Origin of the sequence: Nonomuraea sp. CA-141351 (genome assembly GCF_050944675.1) — a bacterium.
Taxonomy (GTDB): Bacteria; Actinomycetota; Actinomycetes; order Streptosporangiales; family Streptosporangiaceae; genus Nonomuraea.
The window spans coordinates 3,378,096-3,399,190 of sequence record NZ_CP191982.1; the positions used below are offsets into that span (position 1 = coordinate 3,378,096).

Here is a 21,095-nt window from a genome sequence, read left to right on the forward strand (position 1 = left end):
TGCGGCGGCGGCCTGATCGCCCTGCACCGCTGCGGCCGGAAACCGGTGGTCAGCTCGGGATTGCGCTGCCCTCGCAACCTCTGCCGATCCGGCCCGTCTCGAAGTACCGCACCACGTCGGCGGCGCACTCGGGCACCCGGGTGGTCGACACGTGCACGTCGTCGGCGACCGTGTAGACGGTGCCGCCGATGGCGCGCCGCGTCTGCAGCGTCCAGTCGTAGACGGACATGAACTCGTGCAGGTGTCCCGCCAGCACCAGTGACCCGCTGCCCCGCTTCAACGTGGCCTGCTGCACCGGCAGCGGCCAGCCGGGACACATGACAGGCAGTCCCCAGGACCGGCCGGTCGCCGGATGGCGCTTCACGAGCTGCTGGTAGGCACGCCAGGCGGTGTCGAAACCGGCCCGGCTGCTGTCCTCGTTGCACGCGACGGCCAAGTTCATGGTCATGTTCAGTGCTTCGGGCGCGCCGGGAGCGGGCGTTCCCATCATCGAAGCGCCGAGCAGCTCCTTGACGGTGGGCGGGGCGGTGCTGCCCGTCGCCTTCCGCAGTTCGGCCAGCGCCTTGCCCGCGCGCGCCCACTCGGTCGAGTTGCGCCTGGCCAGGTCGGCGACGGAAGAGCCGTCGATGGGCCGCTGCAGGTCGGTGTAGGTCTTGGGGCTCTTGTCGTACGCGCGGACCAGCTTCGCCACCTCCTCGCGCACCTGCCGAGCGGTGGCACCGAGACCGTAGATCTGATCGCGGCGGGCCAGCCAGGCGGCCATGCGCCCGAAGTTACGCTCGGCCGCCTCCGCGCTGTCCTTGGCGTGCTCGTCAATACGGGTCCACGGCGGCGCCACGCTGTCCAGGAAGGCCCGTCCGGTGTGCCCGGGGAACAGGCTGCGGTACACCATGCCCAGATAGGTGCCCCAGGAGAAGCCGAGCAGGTTGAGCTCGCTCTCACCCAGCGCGGTCCGTACCAGGTCCAGGTCCTTGGCCACGTTCTCGGTGGTGAGCTGTCCGAGGAAGGCGGGGTCGGAGCTTCCGCACTTCTGGTTGGCGGCGACCTGGGCGTCGTATATCTTCCTGGCCGCCTCCTTGGTCAGCGTGCCGGGCTCCGGCGGGCCTACAGGCGAGGTGGGGCAGGCGACCTTGGTGCTGTACCCGACCCCGCGCGGGTCGAAGCCGATGATGTCGTATCGCTCGTTGAGCCCCGCCATCTCCTCGTTCCTGAGCGCGGCCCGCAGGACGGGGTCCAGGTATCCGCTGTTGCCCGGCCCGCCCGGCAGGACGGCGATGGCGCCGAGCCGGTGGGCCTCGTCCGTCGCGGCCAGCCGGGTCACCGCGACGTCGATCTTCCGCCCGGTGGGGTCACGGTGGTTCAGCGGGACGCTGACCGTCCCGCACTCCAGGCGCTTCATCAAGGAGCGGAAGGCCGCGACCTTGTCCTCCGTCACCCCCAGGCTGCGGATCACCTCATCGGAATAGGCCGGGCAGGATTTCCACTGCACGGAAGATACGCGGGGGCTCGCGCTCGCGCCGACGGTAGCGGTGGCGCCCGCCGCGGAAGGATGCGCCACCAACCCGGCCAGCGCCAGGGCCAGTGCCGTCAGTGAAGTTCGGTACGTCATGCGGACCAGTAGTAGAGCAGCGGTTGTTTCCTTGCCGTTTCTATGAGTTCTATGAGGATGATCGCCGATCAACGCTCACGAGCAGATCGGTGAGCAGCCACGCGACGTAGGCCGGGATGCCGCCGGTGACGGCCCGGTCATCCAGGACGAGTGGAGCCGCTGGGAGATGGACGGAGCGGACGATCCGTCCCGGGAGGACGGCGGCCTGCGCGTCGACAGCTTGAACTCCAGGCCCGGCCGGTGGCGCCGGCTCGCTTCTGGTGGCGGCCGCGCCCGCACCGGTAAGAACGGCGTTGGCGGGGCCGGTCCCGCCAAGCGGGCGATCAGGGCCATGACCAGCTGGAGGAAGTAGCACAGGGCGTCCAGCAGGCTGCCGGCGAAGCTGAGTTCGTCGATGATGAGCATCGCGGCGGCGCTGAGCAGCGGCAGCCGGCTCGGCTCGGTCCGCCTCCGGACGCTCCTCGCAGAGGGCGATCTCGGCCGGAAGCTGGGCCGGCTTCAGCAGAAGCCGTTGCTCGTCGCGGAGGTAGTCGAAGAAGTCGCCGACACCGACCATCGAGCCGATCACCATCGCCATCAGGGTCGGCAGCCTCATGGTGCGCGCGGTCTCAGCCTGCGTGCTGTCCTGGCTCATCGTCGTTCACTTCCCCGGCGGTTGCACGCCCCGAGCGCGCCACCTGCCAGGCGACCTACCCGGGCACATGCCACGGGAGAATCCGCGACGGGTCAGGCTCCTTCCTCCGACGGGACGGCTGGTGCGGTCGCGCCGGTGGCGGCGCGGGCGGTGAACAGGTGCACCAGGAGGGCGGTCAGGAGCACGAGGTGGGCGGCGATGCCTCCCCAACTGCCGGCGCTGATCGTCTTGTCGAGGATGGCGAGGGCGTCGAGCGCCGCCAGGGCCGCGTTGAGCAGAGCGTTGGCCAGCACCGTCCCGGTGGCGGACCGTATGCCAGTCGACCAGTTGGCGACGGCGAAGGCGATGAGGATCACGCCGACGGTGCGTGCGGCGAAGATGTCGAACGGCGTCATGGGCTGCCCGAGCCCGGAGGCGGCGGCCTGTGGGGCGAGGAGGGAGGCCAGGCCGAGCAGCCCGAGGTAGACCGCGGAGATTCGCAGCCAGAGACGCGCGGTCATGAGACGCGCGGTCATGAGACGAGCGGTCATGGGGCGGTCGGCGCGTCGATGCCGGTCGTCGCGAGGTCGTAGCGGATGCCGGTGAGCCGTTCGGACTCCTGCCACAGCCGTCGTTGCAGGTCGGCGTCGTGCGATCGGGGTGTGGAGCGCGCTGGCACGGGGTGGCGGCCGGTGAACTCGTTCCAGCCGTCGGGGCCGTAGTAGTCGCCGCCGCGGGCGCGGGGGTGGGTGGCGGCGCGCAGGGTGGGCAGGGCGCCGGTGTCCTTGTCCTGGATGAGCCAGGAGAACAGCATCCGGGCGCGGGGGTGGACGACGAACCGGAAGTGCCACGGGCTGTGGCGCAACAGGCGGGTACGGACGGCGCCGGGGTGGGCGGCCACGGCGATCGTGCCGGTGCCGGCGGCGGCCAGGCGGCGCTGCAGCTCGTAGGTGAACAGCAGGTTGGCCAGCTTGGACTGCGCGTAGGCGGTCATCGGGTGGTAGCGGCGCTCGGCCTGTAGGTCGTCGAAGTTGATGGTGCCCCGCCGGTGGGCGTTGCTGCTGATCGTGACGATCCTCGAGCCGGGGGTGCCCAGTAGCCGGTCCAGCAGCAGCCCGGTGAGGGCGAAGTGGCCGAGATGGTTGACGCCGAACTGGGATTCGAAGCCGTCGGCGGTCTTGCCGTACGGGGGGATCATGAGCCCCGCATTGTTGATCAGCAGGTCCAGCCGGGCGTGCCGGTCGTGGAAGGCTTCGGCTGCGGCGCGGATCGAGGCCAGCGAGGCGAGGTCGAGTCCGAGCGTAGCGATCTCGCCTCGCGGGGCGGCGCTTCTCAGCTGTTTCGCGGCTTCGCTCATCTTGGCCTCGTCGCGGCAGGCCAGCACGACGGTCGCGCCGTGTTCGGCGAGCAGTTTGGCCGTCTCGAAGCCGATGCCGGAGTTGGCGCCCGTGATCAGGGCGATGCGGCCGCGCTGGTCGCCCACGTCGGCGGTGGTCCAGGCAGGGTCGGACATGCGGAAACCTCCTATAATCGGGATGGTCGTCCCGCCTAGAAAGATACGGGACGGCCATCCCGGTTGTCGAGTGGGAAGGTGGTTCCATGCGCGTCGACGCTGAACGCAACCGCAAGCGGGTGCTCAAGGCCGCCATGGAGGCGTTCGCCAACGAAGGGCTGTCGGTGCCGGTGGCCGAGATCGCCCGCCGCGCCGGCGTCGGCACCGGCACCGTCAGCCGCCACTTCCCCACCAAGGAGTCCCTGTACGAGGCGATCGTGCTGGAACGCGTCACCGAGATCGTCGAGCGCGCCACCAACCTGGCCGCGACCCGCGATCCCGGCGCTGCGTTCTTCGACTTCTTCGCCTACATGGTCGGCCAGGCCGCCGCCAACCGCGGCCTGGCCGAGGCGCTCAGCGGCGACGGGTTCGACATCCAGGCGGCGGCCTCCGGCACCGAGCCCGACCTCGACGGGGTCGAGCGCGACCTGCTCATGCGCGCGCAGCAGGCGGGCGCGGTACGCCCGGACGTCACCATCGCCGACGTGAAAGCCCTCATCGTCGGCTGCCTCGCCCGTGAACGCCACGCCCTCGACCCGGAGGCCCGTGAACGCATGATCGCCATAGCCTCCGCCGGCCTGCGCGCCACCACCCCCCACTCCACTGGTCCGGACGTCGCGGGCGCCCGCTGACTCCCGTCATCCCCTACGGGACCCGTCAACCCCATAGTTATCTGGGGTTGTTGACCTCTTCTTGCAGGTCAGGGCGCGATGCTCTCGAATGCCGGCGGGTTGGCCGGCTGACGCCGGGACGAGGGGCGTCAGGCAGACGATGAATGCGGATAAGGAGACGGTGACGCCTTTGACCAGCCGCATGTGACCTCCGAAATGGGCCGAGCGAACGACGGAGGATGCGGGAGCACCACAGTTGGCATGCCCGAATAACGGATGGGGCCGTAAAGTTTCGGATCCCTCGGGCCGAACGATGAACAACTGAATCGTCACCACAAGAGCGGTTGTATCGTCCATGGCGCTCGTAGACGATCGATAGTGTGATCTTCTGTGCAAGTTTCGTCAAGCCCTTGATCCGCTGTCCATCTGATAGCACGGAGTAAGGTCGGGGAAACCCCTTCCAGGTGTTGAACGCGCCCTTTTCCGCGTCGCTGTCCAGAACGGGATCGCCTCCAGTGCCGCCCTGCGCGAGTCTCGCCCCTGGACGTGAAGGATGGCCTCGACCTGCATCTCGGCTCCGGTCGCCCGCGCCCGGATGCCGCGCTCGATGATCGGCGTCCTCGGCCGATGGTCGAGTCCGCTATTGACCACTCCTGTGCAGAACGTTACGGTCATGGCCGAAAAGGCGCGATCCATGACCGTCAAGGATGTGAGCTTGTGAAAAGACTGCTGTCGGCGTTACTCTCGCTCCTCGCTGGAGCGACCGTCGCACTTGTCGCCGTGCCGGCGTTTCCTGCTCAGGCCGGAATCTGGCACGAGTATCCCTCTTCGGCCAACCGGACCTGCAGCGCCACCCGGACGTACAACGGAACCGCCTACCAGGTGTGCCTGGAGTTCAACGACGCTCGCACGCAGGTGCGCGCCGTCGCCTTCATCAACCCGGGGGCGTACACGAACTTCCAGGTCAACCTGCGGCTCGCGTTCGGCGACGGCGGCCCGACCATCACCGACTCGTGTCCTACTATGACCACGAACGCCAGCCGGGCCTGCTACACGGGATTCACCGCCCTCAGGCGAACGTACGTCGTGGCCGATGCCGACGTGGGCATCGCCGGCGCATGGATGACGCCCATCCGGGCCCTGGACATGCAACTGTCGGGCAAGGAACAGGAGAAGGGGAACTGGTGCGGGCCCGCCGCCGCCCAGACGATCATCGCCACGATGGGCATCTCCGCGCCCCCGCAGTCCACGCTGGCGGACAAGATGGAGACCACCGCGTTGGGGACGATGCCGTGGATGATGAAAGGCAGCCTCAACGCGTACGTGCCCCAGGACTTTCCCTACAAGGACTATGAGGTTGCCGCCAGCGGACTGCCCAGTATCAGAGGCCTGGAGGTGGTCGTGAAGTCGCTGTCGCGGGGCAGGCCTGTGGCGGTGCTGGTCAAACCCGGCCAGCTTCCCTGGTCTCCCGACGCCCCCGGCAGCTATCGGCATTACATCGTCATCCATGGATTCGGCGGCCACCAGTGGTCGGAGCCGGGCTTCTGGCCGTGGGTACCGGACAACTTCAAGGTGTGGGACCCGGGTACCGCGCGAGAAGAGAATCTCACCATGGACCAGTTCTTCCACGCGGCTTTGGGAGCGGAGTTGAGCGACAGCGCCTGGGCGATCTCGTCATGAGACCCAGCCGTATCACCCACGGGTAGGCCGGACACGACGTGGCATACCATCGGTTCGCAGGCTGACGCCGCTGGTGCTCACGTACAGGGCGATGGCGGCGTTGGGAAGCGGGTCCGCGCGATCCGTCCAACCCGCCATCACCGCCGCAACCTGCCGTGCTGCTGGTCCCATCCCCGCCTTCATGTTCCTCAGGCGGTGGCAGTTCGGGCGCTTCGAGGAGCGGTCGGCCAACTTCGAGGCCGCGCCGGTGCCGCTGGAGAAGCTGGCCGCCCCGGGCCGGCCGGTCGGCGAGATCGACCGGTTCAGGAAGGCACGTGGATCTACGCCCGCCGTGATCGCCAGTGAGCTCAGGCCCCACTTGTCGCCGAACGTTACCGTCTGGACCGTCGTCGCCTTCGCCCTCTGTGGTCGCTATCTGCGCGCTGTCGGAGCGTCGTGTTCGAGGTGCCGCCGTTCGAACTCAGCGTCGTCCTGAGCCCCCGACGGGGCATCCAATGTCCGTACGGGTAGCCCGGCCGGGACCGTGGAGACCTGCCTGCCCAGCTCGTCGAGCTGGGCCGTCCTGCCGAGCAGCTCGGTGGCGAGCCTCGGCAGGTACTGCGGAAGCTGCTGCAGGATGCGCACCACGCACCTGTCGTTATCGGACAGGCCGCCGTATTCCCGCTCGACAAGGGTCCCGTCGGTCCACTCCGTCGGCGATCGCCTCCATCTGGCGCTGGAAGCTGCGCCTGACCAGGCGATCGGAAGCTCACTCCTGATCAAGGCTGTCAGGTCCGAATTCCGCTCGACCGGGGAAGGAGCGGACCGACAACCATTCCTGCACAGCACTCTGGGCAACGGCCTTCGCCGCCGCGGCTGCCGCTGCTTCCAACGTGGGCATAGCGCTCCTCGGATGAGGGGAACACCTCGACGATCGCCACAAAGGGCGGGACATGTGAGCATTCCCGGACGCAATGCAGCAGTGCCGGGCCCGCGCCGGCTCCTTCGCCTTCAGCCTGTCGCGTATACAGACGATGAGCCCTCGCCGATGTCATATCGGTTCAGGCCGAAATAGGGAGAGGTTCTCCTCACGGCCGGGGAAGGGCGAGCCGGTACAGGCGCTCGTTGATCTTGTAGTAGAGGTTGCCGAAGCCGTCGGCCGTCAGCCCTTCCATCCCCGGGACCGTCAGCAGCACGGTCAGCGCCTTCGTCGACTTGTCGATCGTGAAGATCTGGTCGCCGGCCGTGCCGTACACGCGAAGGGGGTCCTGGGGCACGGTCAGCAGCACCCCGTCACGCCAGGCCAGGCTGGGCTTGGTGGCGTAGTCGGGGTCGGGGAACAGTCGTGTGGCCGTGATCTGCTCGGGCCGGGCCGGGTCGAGGGTGAACAGCGAACCGCCCGCCAGGCCCCAGAGCTCGCCGTCCACCGCCGTGAGGGCCGTGACGGCCTTGGGCGCCGTCAGCGGGAGCGGATGCGTGCGTACGGCACCGGTGGCGGGGTCGTAGGAGAACAGCGTGGCGGACGCTCCCGGCGCGTAGACGGGGTCGACGCCCAGGGCGCCGCGTGTGGAGGTGCCGCCGAACAGCTTGCCGCCCGAGTAGGCCAGCGAGACGACGGACTGGTTCGCCACCACGCACAGGGTCCGTCCGGCCGTGCCCTGCTTCCAGACGGTGAGGGCGCCGCTGCGCTTGCCGTACTTCGGCACCGTACCCATGTAGACGGTGCCGTCCGGCCCGCCGGCGAGCGCGTACGGCCGGTCCTGCGGCGGCGGGCCCTTACCCGGCTCGCAGTCGTCGGCCTTGTCGCCCGCCTCGCCGCCGGTGTACCTGAGCGTGGGCGGCCAGGGGCTCGCAGGGTCGTGGCTGTAGAGTCTGGCCGAGGGGTAGACGCCGATGTAGAGCAGGCCGTCGTGGGCCAGCAGGCTGTCGGTCTGGTTGAGCCCGTTGAGAGTCGGCGTGTCCGGCCGGCCGTCGTCGCCGTCGCCCCGCAGCGGGTCGTAGACGCCGGTGCCGCCGGTCAGGTAGCCGCCGGTGTAGATGCGGCCGTCCGGCCCCGTGCCGAGCGCGTTGATCGCGGCAGGCAGGACCGGGGTGCCGGAGACGACTCTGCTGCTCCAGCGGCCGCTCGCGGGCTCGTACTTGAAGATCCTGGTGCCGTCCGCGGCCGCGCCGAGGCCGACCAGCGTGCCATCGGCCCAGGTGTAGCCGGTGACGTCGAGCCCGGGCTGGACGGAGGTCGCCTGCACGGACCTGGTGTCCACGTCGTAGGAGTGCAGCAGGCCCTCCTTGACGAACCAGACCTTGCCGTCGCGGGCCGGCGAGTGGTGCAGGTCCACGTCGGTGATCGCGGCGTCGGTGGCGGCGGTGTACGAGCCGTCGGCGTTGCGCGCGACGCGCAGAACCAGCAGCGTGCGGTCGATCCAGGCGAACACCCTGCCCCCCGTCCAGGTGAGCCCGCCGACCATGGAGTTGTGCGCGTAGGCCGCCGGAAGGAGGCTGTCCACCTGCCCCGTGACGTTGTCGAACCTGATCAGCGCGGCGTTCGTGCCGGTCCCCAGGTACGTGGCGTTCGCGGCCGGGTCGTGGGCGAGGCTGCGCACGTACTGGGCGCCGGCCACGATGGGCACGCTCCCGATCGTGGTGAAGGTGCCGTTGTCGTATTTGAAGTAGCGGCCGTCGTTGTAGGTGCCGCCGTACACCTTCCCGCCCGCTCCCGGCTCCAGGTCCCAGATGAACGAGTAACCGCCCTCCGCCCGCCCGAGGTCGGTGACCGTGGATTGGCCGGGGATGTGCCGGTAGAGCTTGGAGTTGGGGTAAGTGCCGAGGTAGACGCTGCCGTCGGTGGCGGTGGCCGCCGCCCAGCCTCCGACGGTGGGAGTGGCAGCGCTGTCGGGAATGGTGATCTTCTGGGTCACCTTCTCGGTGGCCACGTCGATCACGGCGAGCTGCGGGTTCGCGTCGGCGGTGCCGGTGTAGAGGGCGTACGCGCTGCCGCCCGCGAAGGTGGTGGCGTTGGGCACGCTGCTGTCGATCTGCACGCCCAGATCGGTCACGTCCTTGGTGATCAGCACCTCGTCCCAGTAGGCGGTGCCTACGTCGGCCACACCCGAGTAGATGAGGGCCGAGACGGTGGCCGTGCCGGTGGGCGCGACGCCCGAGGTCGTGACGCGGTTCCAGCGCCTGCCCGTCGCCGGGGCGTTCGCGCCGCCGGCCAGCAGGTTGCCGGAGGCATCCCTGAAGCGCAGATACAGGTACGCGGTGCCGCTGTCGGCCCAGACCTGGGCCTGCAGGGTGTAGCGAGTCCCCGCCGTGGCGGGCAGGCCCGGCATGCTCTCCCTGCCATAGGCGGCAGCCGGGTCGGCGTCGGTCACGCGCGCCGTGGTGCGCCCGTCCCAGACCACGGCGTCGACGCCACCCGGGCTGTGCGAGCCGCTCCAGCCGGTCAGCCCCTCGTCGAAGCCCTCGTTGACGATCCGCAGGTCTGCGGCGGATGTCGGCGTGAACGGCACCGCGAGCAGCGCCGCCAGGAACGCCGTCGCCACCGCCCCACGCAGGGCCCGGCTCACGCGCCGTCACCTCTCGTGCGGGCATGCTGCCGGATCGGCCAAGCTAATGGACCCTCCACGGGAATTCGCACGCGCCACCTCCGCGGTGTGTTCGTTTGTGCTCGATTCCGGTCCTGACCGTAACCTTGTGAACGGTCGCCGTCAATGGCGGGCGCACGCGTGCCCTCGACACGCCGGATCCGCATACGGCACGAATCCTGGGGCGGCGTTGACCGTCACGGCGTCTTCTGCCAAACCGAAACGTGGCTCCTGCTGTCGCTGGTGAAGGGCTCGCGCTTCCAGCCGGCCCACCGCTCGCGCAAGGTCATCCCAGCAGCCGAGCCATCAGGTCGAGCTCGAAGGGCCATACATAGCGGTGCGGCGACGAGCGCGTCTCCCACTGGCCATCCACCAGCCAGTAGTGATGGGAGACGGCGATCTGGGACGCCACGTCGTACTCCTCGAAACCCAGATGCGCCGGCGTCACGGTGAACGGGTGGATGGTCGGCCTGGGGCCGGATCGCCATCATTTCCCGGGCCGAGCCTCCTGCCGTACCCGTCCCTACTGCCATCTCCAATGGCGGCTGTCTGGCGCCACTGAACATGACAGCGGGGCCTGCGGCTGATCTGGTCACTGTCATTTCGGCGGGTGTCGAAACAGCGGCATTCGCGTCATCGACGTCGGCAGTACCCAGCCGAAGATCAAGTGTCATGAGCGTGCGTGAGCTGAGGTTATCTGGCCAAGAGTTGCCGGCGGAGCTCATTCCGCCGTGGTGTCGGCATGCTCTCGGTCGTATGCCTCATGGGCCGCGGCGATCGTGGCCCCGTGACGTTCGGCCCAGCCTGAGAGCGTCAGGAGCGATTCGCGGAGCTCACGGCCGCAGTCGGTGAGGGTGTATTCGACCCGGGGTGGCACGGTCGGGTGGACCGTGCGCAGTAGCAGGCCGTCGCGCTCCAGCCTGCGCAGGTTCAGCGTGAGCATGCGCCGACTGATGCCCGTCATGGAGCGTTCGAGCTCGGTAAAACGCACCGGGCCCTGCCCGGCGGCGATGAGGATCCCGATGCTCCATTTGCCGGCGACGCGGTCGAGAACCGCCGCGACCAGGCAGGCGTCCGTGACCTGGGCTGTCACATCGATGTGCCGGTGGGACATAAAAGTGCCTTCTTCCCTGCGGACCTGCGGCTGCGCTTCATTTGGTCGGTATCGAGTCACAACCGCCAGAAAGGACTTCTCATGCCCCCGACAGCGCACCAAGAGGATCTGCTTCAACAGCTCGCGGACCGCTCCGCCATCGTGGAAGTGGTGACCAGGTATGCCACCGCCTTGGATACCAAAGACTGGACGGCGCTCGGATCACTGTTCACAGAGGACGCGACCTGGGAGTACGTGGGAGGCGGCGAACTACTGTCCGGCCCGGACGCGATCGTGGCGCGGATCGCTGAGACTCTGCAGCCTCTCCAGGTCACCCAGCACCTCTTCGGCAACCACACGGTGCGGCTGGACGGCGACGAGGCGGAGCACACGTGTTACGTCCAGGCCCAGCACGTCCGCTTCGATGGCGAGAAGTATCTCGGCGCGGGCTGCTATAACGACCACCTACGCCGTACGCCGGACGGCTGGCGATTCACCCACCGCAGACTGACCAGCGTGTGGAGCCACGGCGACCCCGCCGTGGTCCTGGGCTAGAACCAATGCCGCTTAGTTAACGTGGTGGCGGCCGTGTCAAGCTCGTGAAGACGACAACGGAGCTCCTGCTAGAACGGTGTCGACCAAGATCACTGTTCGGCGGGAGCTCCGTTGGATGTCCAGTCTGTCATGCGTCGTGATGTTGTGGTGGCCGCAGGCGCGTTCGCGCCCGGCCATCTGGGTGAACTGACCCGGCTCATTCCGTTCGAAATGGTCGATGAGGCGCTGACACGCACCGGCAGGACGCAGGTGCGGGTGCGGGATCTGCCCTCGCGGGTGGTGGTGTATCTGCTGCTGGCCGGATGCTTGTTCCCCGAGTTGGGGTGGCGGCAGGTCTGGCAGCGGCTGACAGCCGGGCTGACCGGACTGAAGCTCGCCGTCCCGACCGCGGCTGCGCTGGTGCAGGCCCGCCGACGGGTGGGTGTCGAACCGGTGCGGTGGCTGTGGGAGCTGCTGCGTGGCCCGGCCGCGGGGATCGCCACCACAGGCGTGTGGTGGCGGGGACTGCGCATCTGCGCGATCGACGGCACCACCATGGCGGCGCCCGACACTGCGGCCAATCTGAGCAGGTTCACCAAGCATCGCTGCAACAACGGCGGCTCGGGCTATCCGCAGATCCGGCTGCTGGTACTGGTCTCCTGCGGCACCCGCGCCCTGCTGGACGCGGTGTTCGGCACGACCGCGCACGGAGAGACCACGTATGCACCGCGTCTGTTACGCAGCCTGCACGCGGGCATGATCGTGCTGCTGGACCGCAGCTTCGCCGACCAGTCCCTGATAGCGGCGATCGTGGCAACCGGTGCCCAGACACTGGTCCGTATCAAGAACAGCCGCCGGCTGCCCGTGCTGCGCCGCCTGGCCGACGGCTCCTACCGGTCGATGCTGGGCACCGTCGCGGTCCGCGTCATCGACTGCGAGATCACCATCGCCACCGCCACCGGCCGCCGCACCAGCCTGTACCGGCTGGTCACCACCCTGACCGATCATCGCACCCACCCCGCCGCCGAACTGGTCACGCTCTACCACGAGCGGTGGGAGATCGAAACAGCCTTCCTGGAGATCAAATCCACCATCCTCGGCGGTCGAGTGTTGCGCGCCCGCACTCCCGACGGCATCGACCAGGAGATCTACGCCCTGCTACTCACCTACCAACTCCTGCGCCTGGCGATGGCCGACGCCACCGGCACCCAGCCCGAGATCGACCCTGACCGGGCCAGCTTCACGACCGCCCTGCACACCGCCCGCGACCTCGTCATCCAAGCCACGGGCATCATCGCCGACACCGTCATCGACCTCGTTGGCACCATCGGCCGCCACGTTCTAGCCGACCTCATGCCCGCCCGGCGCATCCGGACCCGGCCACGCGTCGTCAAACGTGCGATCTCCAAATACAACGCCAAGGGCACCGTCGACCGGACCAGCTACAAGGCCACCATCAGCATCGACATCCTCATCACAGACCCTTGACCCACAGCCCGAACCCTTAACTTTCTGGCATTGGGGCTAGAACGGCGCCGACCCCAGGCGCCATCGCCCGAGGACGCACCGGTAGACCAGCACTGCGGATGAAGCCAATCCGGGCGACGCGAACGACTCGCCAGCCACGGGAGCGATCACTAGCGCCAACCGCCAGGTCGGACCGCCATCATTGTGGGCAGACCCTCCTGCCGTAACGCGCCTGCTGCCATCCCCGACGGCCTGGTGCCAAGTCCACTGATAAGAGCTGCCTGGACGCAGCGATCGCCGGGAAGCGACGGGTCACTCCAAGGGCATCGCCATAGTCTTCGACCAGATTGCGTTGAGTTCGCGCGCCGCTCGCCGCAACCTGGCGCATCTGGTCGGAGGTCAGTCAGATCGACGCCCGAATCGGCGATTTCCCGCCGAGCTTTCGGCAAGCCGGCCACCGCGAACGCCTTTTACCTCAGTGCGGGACCATGCCGACTGCAGTAACCACATAGTGTGCGCCCTATCCTGCACATGACGGAGCGGGTTACCCGAAGGCGGAAGGCGGCGTTCTGCCGTTGTAGTAGGCCAGGAACTCCTCTGGGTCCATTCTCCCCCACTGTTCCTCCGTGGTCTCCGCGACACGTCTGCCGACATGTTCCTGAAGAGCCTGCTCCTGCTGCCGGACGGCGGAGACGTCGTAGCTCGTTCTTTCCAGGTTGGCTACATCTGGAGGCAGCGGCCCGTCCTCTGGTACGCGCACACTTCGCCAGGCGTCGTCGACACGGCGTTGGGCGTCGTCCAGATGTTGTCGGGCCATGTTGAGGGGGCGGCCCGCCCTGTTCAGCTGACCGGCGTAGTAGGCCGCGTCCTCAGGTGACGACGCTCCCGTAGCGGCCATACGATCCTCGATGCCCTGGACTTTCCTCCCGGCACGCCCCACCGCCGCGTCTGCTCTGCCCAGCGGAATCCGGCTACGCACGACCTGCGCTTCCAGACTGCTCGACGGTCGCGCTTCCTGCCTGATCAGCGCGCCGAATATCCGGCCGGCGAGTTGCCTCATCTTGACAAGATTGATCATCACCTTGTTCGCCAGCGCCTTGAGCCTGTCCAGCAGCCGAGCTCCGATGGCGGGATTCGTGGCCACGATATAGACGGCGGTACACGCGGCGACCGCCAGGAAGCCAAGGGCGGCATTGCCCCACTCGACGGCGTTCCCCGCGGTGGCCATGTTGTTCGTGGCGACGGCGAGCCGCTGCTGCAGATCGTCGATGTCGCGCATCAGGCCCTCTGCGAAGGCGTTCGAGGTATCTGCGGCGACTCCCTGATTGACGGCCGCACCCTGCTGGGCCTGTGCCGTACTCCCGGAAAACCCCTCGTGCGAGCTCACCGGACCCAGCAACTCCTCAAGCCGCTCCCGAAGCGGACCCGTATCGGTAAGCGGCGGAAGCCCCAGGATCGCAAGCCCCTGGGCAATCGTCGAATCACTCATCTTCGCCCCTCTGGCGACCGCTTCACGTCTTTCCTCGCCATCGAACAGAATCTCGGCGTTCATCAGCCTTGCTCGACCAGCCGGCTTCGAACGAGACCAGTGATCAGCCTCCGAGAGCTTGTTTCACTCGGTTGATGTACTCCAGACCGGCTTCCTCGGCGGTGTCGTTGTTCGCCGCCATGGTGAGTTGGCCGGAGCCGGCGTGTTCCAGGTCGTCGGCGATCCGTGCGAGTTTTGCTCTCAGGTTGGTCGCCAACTTCGCATAGGGAACGCTGATCTCCTCGTGGGGCAGGCCACAACCATTCGCCAGGATGCTGTCCAACTGCTGGCGCAGTTCGCGGTACTCCCCGGCGAGCACTCCCATATTGCGGCCCGCCGCCCGGCGACCCTTGGCATCAATGATCGCCCCGTCATTGGAAAACTTGTTCATCAGCCCTCCAGTTTCCGCACCGTCTCGTACAAAGCTGTGGTGATCCGAGCGAATTCCCGATCGTGCCGGGATTCGAACTCGTCGAGCCGCGCATCCAGGGCTTCGGCCAGGGCGACCGCTTTGACTTCTTCCTCGGCCTTCTTCTCGGCGAGCTGTCCGCGGCGGTCTTCCTGCGCCTGCCGTATGGCGGTCACGACGTGCCTCGCCAGGACCTCCGGGGCGAGCCTCATGGCCCGCGCCCCAACGGACAGTCCCTCCAGCAGCCCGTCGTCCGCGACGAAGGCCTTGACCAGGCCATCCGCCGCCTCTCCGACTCCGCGAAATCCGTCATCGTCTCCGAGGGAAGCCACGCGACTCTCCAATAAGCGAACGCCCATCACAGACGCGGATCAGGCAGGCAGACCATCAAGGCTCAGAGTCTTGTGCCCGGAATGGTCAGGGCGGCGGCCACTCCATGTGCGTAGGGGAAACATCAAGTTCTCGGTTCGGTGAACGATCAGTGCCGACACCCGTATCCAGCCTGGTTGTCAGGGCGATCCGACGCTGTCAGCGGCCATATCAGTGGGGTTGTCCAGAGCAGTCAACGATGATCAACTTGCCGTTATCGCCGGTTATCGTAGCGGATGACGTGGAGACCTGTCAGGTGCCCGAACTCGCGCATAGGGCTTGACCAGGTCTTCTGCGCTCGGCCCCTGCGGGTACGCGGCGTCCTCGGACGCGGCTGGACGTGTACGGCCACCGCGCCGCTCGCCCTTCGGTGGCCGGCGACGCAGGATGGGCGGTTTAATGTCGCTGGACCCCGGTGCGCCAGATGTGGCCCTTGGGACTGGAGTGATGAATGGCTGCGACATCTGAGGATGAGGACCCCATCGGCGAAGGCGAAGCCGCCGGCGGCTTGGTGAGCGCCGTCGTGGGCCAGGACGGCCTGCTGGACAGGCTCCGGCTGGACGCACGCGCCATGCGTTCCGGATCCAAGGACCTGGCCGACCACATCATCGCCGCCGTACGGGCGGCGCAGAAGGATCAGCTGAGGCGGGCCGGCGAGTCCGCCGCATCCCCCGAGGAGGCTGTCGACCCGGAGCAGTTGTTTCGCCGACTGGACGACATGGAGGCCCAGGCGGCCCAGGATTTCGCCCGTCTGACATCGAGCCTCGATGAGACGCTCCGCCGCCTGGAAGAGAAATGAGACATCACGTCAAACGATGGGCGGGAGTCGGCCGTGCTGACGCCTGCGCTACACGGCCGGGGAGCCGGCGGATGTCCGGCCTCGGCCGGTAGTTCGTTGGGTCGTACGGCGGCGGGGCCTCAGCGCAGGTGGCGGCGGAACCAGTCGCGTGCCGCCGCGCTGGACTCCGCGAACCCGGACAGACAGGGATCGAAGTGGCCGCCCGGCAGCAGTACCAGCTTTTCGGCTCCAGGTCGCGCGCCTCGGCGATCATCCACGGCGGACATCCGTTCCGCGCCGCCATCCGATCAGCCCATGAGGCGAACGATTCACCCGGCCGTGGCTCAGCCACCAGTGCCGGACGCCGGGGGAGGCCAACTGCCACCTTGAGCTCTCACTATCAGGTCGACTGTCAAGAACCGCGCCGAACTATCAAGTTGAGCGACGCCAGACAGCGGCCGCGTTGTCGGGGCGTCTTGACGTATGAAATGAACGAACTTTAAATTTCCTCCATGGGCCGCATCGCGGGCGTCACCGCAGCTGAGACGCGTGAACGTCTGCTGCAGGCGGCCGCCGAGGTGTTCGCCCAGCGCGGGTATGACGGCACGCGCGTGGCCGACATCGCCGCGGCGGCCGGCGTCAGCAACGGCGCGCTGTACGCGCACTTCGGCTCCAAGGCCGACCTGCTCGTGGCCGCGCTGGAGGCGCACGGGCGGCGGATGCTGGCCAACCTGTTCGCCGCCGACCCCGACCGGTCGGTCACGGAGCTGCTCCTCGTGATCGGCCGCTGGCTGCCGCGACGTCAAGGGGCTCCCGGCCACCTGATCGTCGAGGCGCTGGTGGCGGCCCGCCGCGACGAGGACGTCGCCCGCCCGATGCGGGATTACGTGGGCGAACGTGCCGCCTGGCTCGCCGAGCTGGTACGCGCTGCCCAGGGCGGCGGTGAGCTGGACCCCGCGTTGTCCCCGGACGCGCTGGCCCACTTCTGCCTGCTGCTGTCCATGGGCAGCGCGCTCATCACGCCGGACCTGCACGCGGTGGACGACGGGGAGTGGGCGGCGCTGCTCACCCGCGTCGTGGCCGCCCTTGCCCGACCGACGACACCGCACACGGAAGCGGAGCACTCGCAGTGAAAGTACGCATCGATTTTGACCGCTGCCAGGGACACGGCCGCTGCTACGACCTGGCCCCCGGCCTGTTCAGCGAGGACGACGAGGGCTACGGGCAGGTGATCGGCGACGGCGTCGTGCCGGCGGACGAGGAGAAGGCGGCGCACCTGGCCGTCGCCAACTGTCCTGAACGGGCGATCGTCGTCATCGAGGAGCCGTGAGATGACCGCGGACGACCGCTTCGCGCGGGACTACCAGGAGGCCCGGGCGGACCAGCCCATGGGCACGCGCAGCGAGATCGTCACCGGCCCTGTCTCCGACTGGGCGACCGACTTCTCGCACCTCGAGCCCGAATGGGCGGCCGACCCGTACCCGATCCAGGACGACCTGCGGCAGCGCTGCCCGATCGCGCACACCGACCGCTTCGGCGGCGGCTGGCTGCCGACGCGCCACGAGGACGTCGCGGCCATCGCCTACGACACCGAGCGCTTCTCATCGCGCTCGATCATCATGAGCAACTTCCGGCCGCCCCGCGAGCTGGCCCCCATGGGCGGCTCGCCGCCGATCTCCTCCGACCCGCCCTTCCACCACGACGCCCGCAAGCTGCTGCTCCCGGCGTTCACCAAGACGGCGGTCGCCAAGCGGGAGGCGGCGACCAGGGCGTTCTGCCACTCTTTGATCGACGCGTTAGAGGGGCAGGACGTCGTCGACGCCGCCCGCGACTACGCCCAGCACATCCCGATGCGGGTCATCGCCGACATGCTGGGCTTCCCTCCCGAGGACGGGCCCCGGTTCCGCGAGTTCGTCGAGAACACGCTCGAAGGCGTCAACCTGCCGCCGGAAGAGCGCATCGCGCGGATGGGCCGGCTCTTCGACTACCTGCTCGCCCAGATCCGCGACCACGTGGACCACCCGCGTGACGACCTGACGACGTACCTGATCGACGCCGAGCTGTACGGCCGGAAACTGGCCCCCTCGCACGTGGCAGGGACGATGGCGCTGCTGCTCATCGCGGGCATCGACACGACGTGGAGCGCGATCGGGGCGTCGCTGTGGCACCTGGCCAGGACGCCTGCCGACCGCCGGCGGCTGGTGGCCGCGCCCGGGCTGCTGCCGACCGCGATGGAGGAGCTCCTGCGGGCCTACGCGCCGGTCACGATGGCGCGGCTGGTCAAGGAGGACATGCGCTGGAACGGCGTGGACATGAAGGCCGACGACTGGGTCCTGCTGTCGTTCCCGGCGGCCAACCGCGATCCTGAGCAGTTCGAGCGGGCGGGCGAGGTGCTCATCGACCGCCAGGTGAACCGGCACGCCGCCTTCGGGCTGGGCATCCACCGCTGTGTGGGCTCGCATCTGGCACGCATGGAGCTGCGGGTCGCCCTGGAGGTGTGGCTGGAGCGCATCCCGGACTTCAGCCTCGACGACCCGGCGGCGGTCACCTGGGCGACGGGCCAGGTACGCGGGCCGCGCACGCTCCCCGTACGCATCGGTCGTTACATGACCGAGTCTTGATCATCTTCGGGGCGGCTCGCCAGGGTTGGGCGCCGCCGAGCGGCGCTGATCCCATCCAGGTAGCGCTGCCCGGCCCGCCGCAGACCGTCTCGACGGGCCGGGCAGCGGCTCACATCTGGGTGGTGAACGTGTGGGTGCCGGAGCCCACCTCCTGCGGAACGGCTCCCGGCAGGTCCACCTCGGCGACCGTGCCGGGCGGCACGGTCGCGGTGACCGTGAGCGTCCTGCCCTCCCTGGACCAGGAGACCGACGCCGGACCGTACGGGGTGTCGAGGCGGGCCGAGGCGTGGGTCAGCTCCCGGCCGGGCCGGGGCGCGACGCGCAGGCGGCGGTAGCCGGGGGCGGCCGGGGCGAGGCCGGCCACGGTGCGGTGCAGCCAGTCGGCCACCGCCCCGAGGGCGTAGTGGTTGAAGGAGGTCATCTCGCCCGGGTTGACCGAGCCGTCGGGCAGCAGGCTGTCCCAGCGCTCCCAGATGGTGGTGGCGCCCATCGTCACCGGGTACAGCCAGGACGGGCAGTTGCGCTGGAGCAGCAGCGCGTACGCCGTGTCGTACGCGCCGACAGAGCAGAGCGCGTCGCAGATGAGCGGGGTGCCGACGAAGCCGGTGCCGATGCGGTAGTCGTCCCACTCGACCAGCTCGGCCAGGCGCCGCCCGGCCCGCTCCCGCTGCGCGGGCCCGTCCAGCAGGTCGAACGTCAGGGCCAGGGCGTAGGCGGTCTGGGTGTCGCAGGCCAGCCGCCCCGACGGGGTGACGAACTCGCGGCGGAACGCCTCGCGCACCGCCCCCGCCAGCGCGGCATAGTGCTCGGCATCGGAGGAGTGCCCCAGCAGCGCCGCCGTCTCGGCCAGGATCCCGGCGCTCCAGGCGTGGTAGGCCGTGGCGACGAGCGCGTGGTCGGTGCGCGCTTTGCCCGGGTTGTCCGGCGGCGCGGCCGGGTCCAGCCAGTCGCCGAACTGGAAGCCCTCGTCCCACAGGTGGTCGTCGCCGGTCAGCCGGGCCACCTGGTCCACCCACGCCTTCATGCTCGGGTACTGCTGCCGCAGCAGCCCGAGGTCGCCGAAACGCTGGTAGAGCGTCCACGGCACCAGCACCGCGGCATCGCCCCAGGCCGCGGTGGGAGCGGTGCCGAACACCAGCTCCACCCACGGCACGTAGTGCGGCACGGTGCCCTGCTCGGCCTGGTCGGCGGCCAGGTCGGCGAGCCAGGATGTCAGCGGGCCCGCGCAGTCGTACAGGAAGGCGGCGGCCGGGGCGAAGACCTGGATGTCGCCGGTCCAGCCGAGCCGCTCGTCGCGCTGCGGGCAGTCGGTGGGCAGGTCGACGTAGTTGCCGCGCATGCTCCAGCGGACGTTGTCGTGCAGGCGGTTCAGCAGCGGGTCGGAACAGTCGAAGTCGCCGGTGGGCCGCATGTCGGTGTGGCAGACCACGGCCTGGACGTCGGCCGGGTCCAGCTCGCCCGGCCAGCCGTCGACCTGGACGTAGCGGAAGCCGTGCACGGTGAAACGCGGCTCCCACTCCTCTGGCGTGTCGTCGCCGCGGAGCGTGTACTGGTCGAGCGCCGCCGCGTCGCGCAGCGGCCGCAGGGCCGGCGCGCCGCCCTCCAGGACCTCGGCGTGCCGGAACGTGACGGTGTGCCCGGCCGGGCCCTGCACGCGGATGCGCAGGCGGCCGGCGATGTTCTGGCCGAAGTCGAGGATCGTCTCCCCGTCCGGACCGGTCAGCACCTCCACCGGGGCGAGCGTCTCGACCCGGCGGACCGGCGGGCCGGTCGGCGCGACGAGCAGGGCCGGGTCGTACGGCAGCGCGTCGGCGGGCAGCCAGGCCGCGTCGTCGAAGCCGGGCTCCGACCAGCCGGACGGCACCAGGCGGGCGTCGTGTTTCTCGCCGTCGTACAGGCCGGCCTCGGTGACGGGGCCGCTCGCGCAGCGCCAGCTCCCGTCCGTGACGACCACGTCGGTCGTGCCGTCCTCGTAGGTGATCTCGAGCTGGGCGATGAGCGCGGTACGGTCGCCGTAGACGGCGGTCTTGCCGCCCGCGAAGCCGACGCGTCCGCGGTACCAGCCGTCGGCGAGGGTGGCGCCGATGGCGTTGGCGCCCGCGGTCAGGAGATCGGTGACGTCGTGCGTGCGGTAGCGCAGGCGGTGGCCGTAGCTGGTCCAGCCGGGGGCCAGCACGTCGTCGCCCACGACCCGGCCGTTGATCTCGGTCTCGTGGATGCCGTGGGCGGTGACGTACAGGCGGGCCTGTCGGACGGGGCCGCGGACGGTGAAGTCGCGGCGCAGCAGCAGCGCGGGGCCGTCGGGGACGCCCAGCAGCTCCAGCGGCGGCGCGGCCGCGCCCGCCTTCCAGTCGGCCGGGTCCAGCAGACCGGCCTCCGTCCACGACCATTCGCTCCAGTCGCTGGCCGAGCCGTCGCGGCCGTGCACGCGTACCCGGGCCGCCCGGCGCTCGCGCGAGCTCAGCTCGCCGCCCGGCCAGGGCACGAGCACCGACTCCGCCGACTCGACCCGGCCGGTGGCCGTGCCGTCGCTGAGCTCGATCTCGTACGCCTGCTGCTGCCAGCCGGGAATCTCGGTGGTGACGGTCCAGGACAGGCGCGGAGCGCTTTCGCCGATGCCGAGGGGGTCGCGGTGGTGTTCGAAGGCGGGCGTCGTACAGACGTGCAT

General features: G+C 69.0%; 21 protein-coding genes. 8 read left to right on the forward strand and 13 right to left on the reverse strand.

Annotated features, from left to right (window positions below; all coding sequences use genetic code 11):
• Positions 1 to 49 precede the first annotated feature (49 nt).
• From ACQPWU_RS16135 to ACQPWU_RS16150, 4 genes are all read right to left on the reverse strand, one after another.
• Positions 50 to 1,609, reverse strand: a complete 1,560-nt coding sequence (locus ACQPWU_RS16135) for an alpha/beta fold hydrolase (protein ID WP_433440730.1) — start codon at positions 1,607 to 1,609, stop codon at positions 50 to 52.
• Between the two features lie 49 nt (positions 1,610 to 1,658).
• Positions 1,659 to 2,243 carry a hypothetical protein gene (locus ACQPWU_RS16140; protein WP_433440732.1) on the reverse strand — a complete coding sequence of 195 codons (585 nt, stop codon included), beginning with the start codon at positions 2,241 to 2,243 and terminating at the stop codon, positions 1,659 to 1,661.
• A 92-nt stretch (positions 2,244 to 2,335) separates the two neighbouring features.
• Complete coding sequence (locus ACQPWU_RS16145; RefSeq protein ID WP_433440734.1) at positions 2,336 to 2,743, reverse strand: hypothetical protein; 408 nt, start codon at positions 2,741 to 2,743, stop codon at positions 2,336 to 2,338.
• A 26-nt stretch (positions 2,744 to 2,769) separates the two neighbouring features.
• Positions 2,770 to 3,735, reverse strand: a complete 966-nt coding sequence (locus ACQPWU_RS16150) for an oxidoreductase (RefSeq protein ID WP_433440736.1) — start codon at positions 3,733 to 3,735, stop codon at positions 2,770 to 2,772.
• Between the two features lie 86 nt (positions 3,736 to 3,821).
• Between ACQPWU_RS16150 and ACQPWU_RS16155 the strand changes: the two genes are divergently transcribed.
• Together ACQPWU_RS16155 and ACQPWU_RS16160 are read left to right on the forward strand one after the other, a co-directional pair.
• Positions 3,822 to 4,406: a TetR/AcrR family transcriptional regulator gene (locus ACQPWU_RS16155; RefSeq protein WP_433440738.1), complete on the forward strand. Its 585-nt coding sequence runs from the start codon at positions 3,822 to 3,824 to the stop codon at positions 4,404 to 4,406.
• A gap of 525 nt (positions 4,407 to 4,931) precedes the next feature.
• On the forward strand, positions 4,932 to 6,065 hold the full coding sequence (locus ACQPWU_RS16160) for a C39 family peptidase (protein ID WP_433440740.1): 1,134 nt from the start codon (positions 4,932 to 4,934) through the stop codon (positions 6,063 to 6,065).
• 411 nt (positions 6,066 to 6,476) lie between these two features.
• Here the strand turns inward: ACQPWU_RS16160 and ACQPWU_RS16165 are convergent, their stop codons facing one another.
• From ACQPWU_RS16165 to ACQPWU_RS16180, 4 genes are all read right to left on the reverse strand, one after another.
• A complete protein-coding gene (locus tag ACQPWU_RS16165; RefSeq protein ID WP_433440742.1) occupies positions 6,477 to 6,692 on the reverse strand; it encodes a hypothetical protein in 216 nt (71 codons plus the stop codon).
• A gap of 440 nt (positions 6,693 to 7,132) precedes the next feature.
• On the reverse strand, positions 7,133 to 9,610 hold the full coding sequence (locus ACQPWU_RS16170) for a hypothetical protein (RefSeq protein WP_433440744.1): 2,478 nt from the start codon (positions 9,608 to 9,610) through the stop codon (positions 7,133 to 7,135).
• 304 nt (positions 9,611 to 9,914) lie between these two features.
• The gene (locus tag ACQPWU_RS16175; RefSeq protein ID WP_433440746.1) at positions 9,915 to 10,076 is read right to left on the reverse strand and encodes a hypothetical protein; all 162 of its coding nucleotides are present in this window, start codon (positions 10,074 to 10,076) and stop codon (positions 9,915 to 9,917) included.
• Positions 10,077 to 10,349: 273 nt separating this feature from the next.
• On the reverse strand, positions 10,350 to 10,742 hold the full coding sequence (locus ACQPWU_RS16180; RefSeq protein WP_433440748.1) for a winged helix-turn-helix transcriptional regulator: 393 nt from the start codon (positions 10,740 to 10,742) through the stop codon (positions 10,350 to 10,352).
• 81 nt (positions 10,743 to 10,823) lie between these two features.
• Between ACQPWU_RS16180 and ACQPWU_RS16185 the strand changes: the two genes are divergently transcribed.
• Positions 10,824 to 11,276 (forward strand): nuclear transport factor 2 family protein, encoded by a 453-nt coding sequence (locus ACQPWU_RS16185; RefSeq protein ID WP_433440750.1) that lies wholly within the window; start codon positions 10,824 to 10,826, stop codon positions 11,274 to 11,276.
• Between the two features lie 129 nt (positions 11,277 to 11,405).
• The gene (locus ACQPWU_RS16190) at positions 11,406 to 12,743 is read left to right on the forward strand and encodes an IS4 family transposase (protein WP_433433055.1); all 1,338 of its coding nucleotides are present in this window, start codon (positions 11,406 to 11,408) and stop codon (positions 12,741 to 12,743) included.
• 523 nt (positions 12,744 to 13,266) lie between these two features.
• On the opposite strand, the gene ACQPWU_RS16195 is transcribed toward ACQPWU_RS16190, so the two are convergent.
• From ACQPWU_RS16195 to ACQPWU_RS16205, 3 genes are read right to left on the reverse strand one after another with little or no spacing between them, the layout of a single operon-like run.
• A complete protein-coding gene (locus tag ACQPWU_RS16195; RefSeq protein ID WP_433440752.1) occupies positions 13,267 to 14,274 on the reverse strand; it encodes a hypothetical protein in 1,008 nt (335 codons plus the stop codon).
• Positions 14,275 to 14,314: 40 nt separating this feature from the next.
• On the reverse strand, positions 14,315 to 14,641 hold the full coding sequence (locus ACQPWU_RS16200; RefSeq protein WP_433440754.1) for a hypothetical protein: 327 nt from the start codon (positions 14,639 to 14,641) through the stop codon (positions 14,315 to 14,317).
• The gene (locus ACQPWU_RS16205) at positions 14,641 to 14,991 is read right to left on the reverse strand and encodes a hypothetical protein (protein ID WP_433440756.1); all 351 of its coding nucleotides are present in this window, start codon (positions 14,989 to 14,991) and stop codon (positions 14,641 to 14,643) included. The genes ACQPWU_RS16200 and ACQPWU_RS16205 overlap by 1 nt, the downstream gene beginning before the upstream one ends.
• A gap of 488 nt (positions 14,992 to 15,479) precedes the next feature.
• Here ACQPWU_RS16205 and ACQPWU_RS16210 point away from each other — a divergent pair, with 488 nt between their 5' ends.
• The gene (locus ACQPWU_RS16210; RefSeq protein WP_433440758.1) at positions 15,480 to 15,827 is read left to right on the forward strand and encodes a YbaB/EbfC family nucleoid-associated protein; all 348 of its coding nucleotides are present in this window, start codon (positions 15,480 to 15,482) and stop codon (positions 15,825 to 15,827) included.
• Positions 15,828 to 15,946: 119 nt separating this feature from the next.
• Here ACQPWU_RS16210 and ACQPWU_RS16215 read toward each other — a convergent pair whose 3' ends face one another.
• On the reverse strand, positions 15,947 to 16,084 hold the full coding sequence (locus ACQPWU_RS16215; RefSeq protein ID WP_433440760.1) for a hypothetical protein: 138 nt from the start codon (positions 16,082 to 16,084) through the stop codon (positions 15,947 to 15,949).
• Positions 16,085 to 16,318: 234 nt separating this feature from the next.
• On the opposite strand from ACQPWU_RS16215, the gene ACQPWU_RS16220 reads away from it, so the two are divergent.
• The 3 genes from ACQPWU_RS16220 to ACQPWU_RS16230 are packed head-to-tail and all read left to right on the forward strand — an operon-like array spanning position 16,319 to position 18,427.
• Positions 16,319 to 16,939 (forward strand): TetR family transcriptional regulator, encoded by a 621-nt coding sequence (locus ACQPWU_RS16220; RefSeq protein ID WP_433440762.1) that lies wholly within the window; start codon positions 16,319 to 16,321, stop codon positions 16,937 to 16,939.
• On the forward strand, positions 16,936 to 17,136 hold the full coding sequence (locus tag ACQPWU_RS16225; protein WP_433440764.1) for a ferredoxin: 201 nt from the start codon (positions 16,936 to 16,938) through the stop codon (positions 17,134 to 17,136). The genes ACQPWU_RS16220 and ACQPWU_RS16225 overlap by 4 nt, the downstream gene beginning before the upstream one ends.
• A gap of 1 nt (position 17,137) precedes the next feature.
• Positions 17,138 to 18,427 (forward strand): cytochrome P450, encoded by a 1,290-nt coding sequence (locus tag ACQPWU_RS16230; RefSeq protein ID WP_433440766.1) that lies wholly within the window; start codon positions 17,138 to 17,140, stop codon positions 18,425 to 18,427.
• A 109-nt stretch (positions 18,428 to 18,536) separates the two neighbouring features.
• Here ACQPWU_RS16230 and ACQPWU_RS16235 read toward each other — a convergent pair whose 3' ends face one another.
• The gene (locus ACQPWU_RS16235; protein WP_433440768.1) at positions 18,537 to 21,095 is read right to left on the reverse strand and encodes a family 78 glycoside hydrolase catalytic domain; all 2,559 of its coding nucleotides are present in this window, start codon (positions 21,093 to 21,095) and stop codon (positions 18,537 to 18,539) included.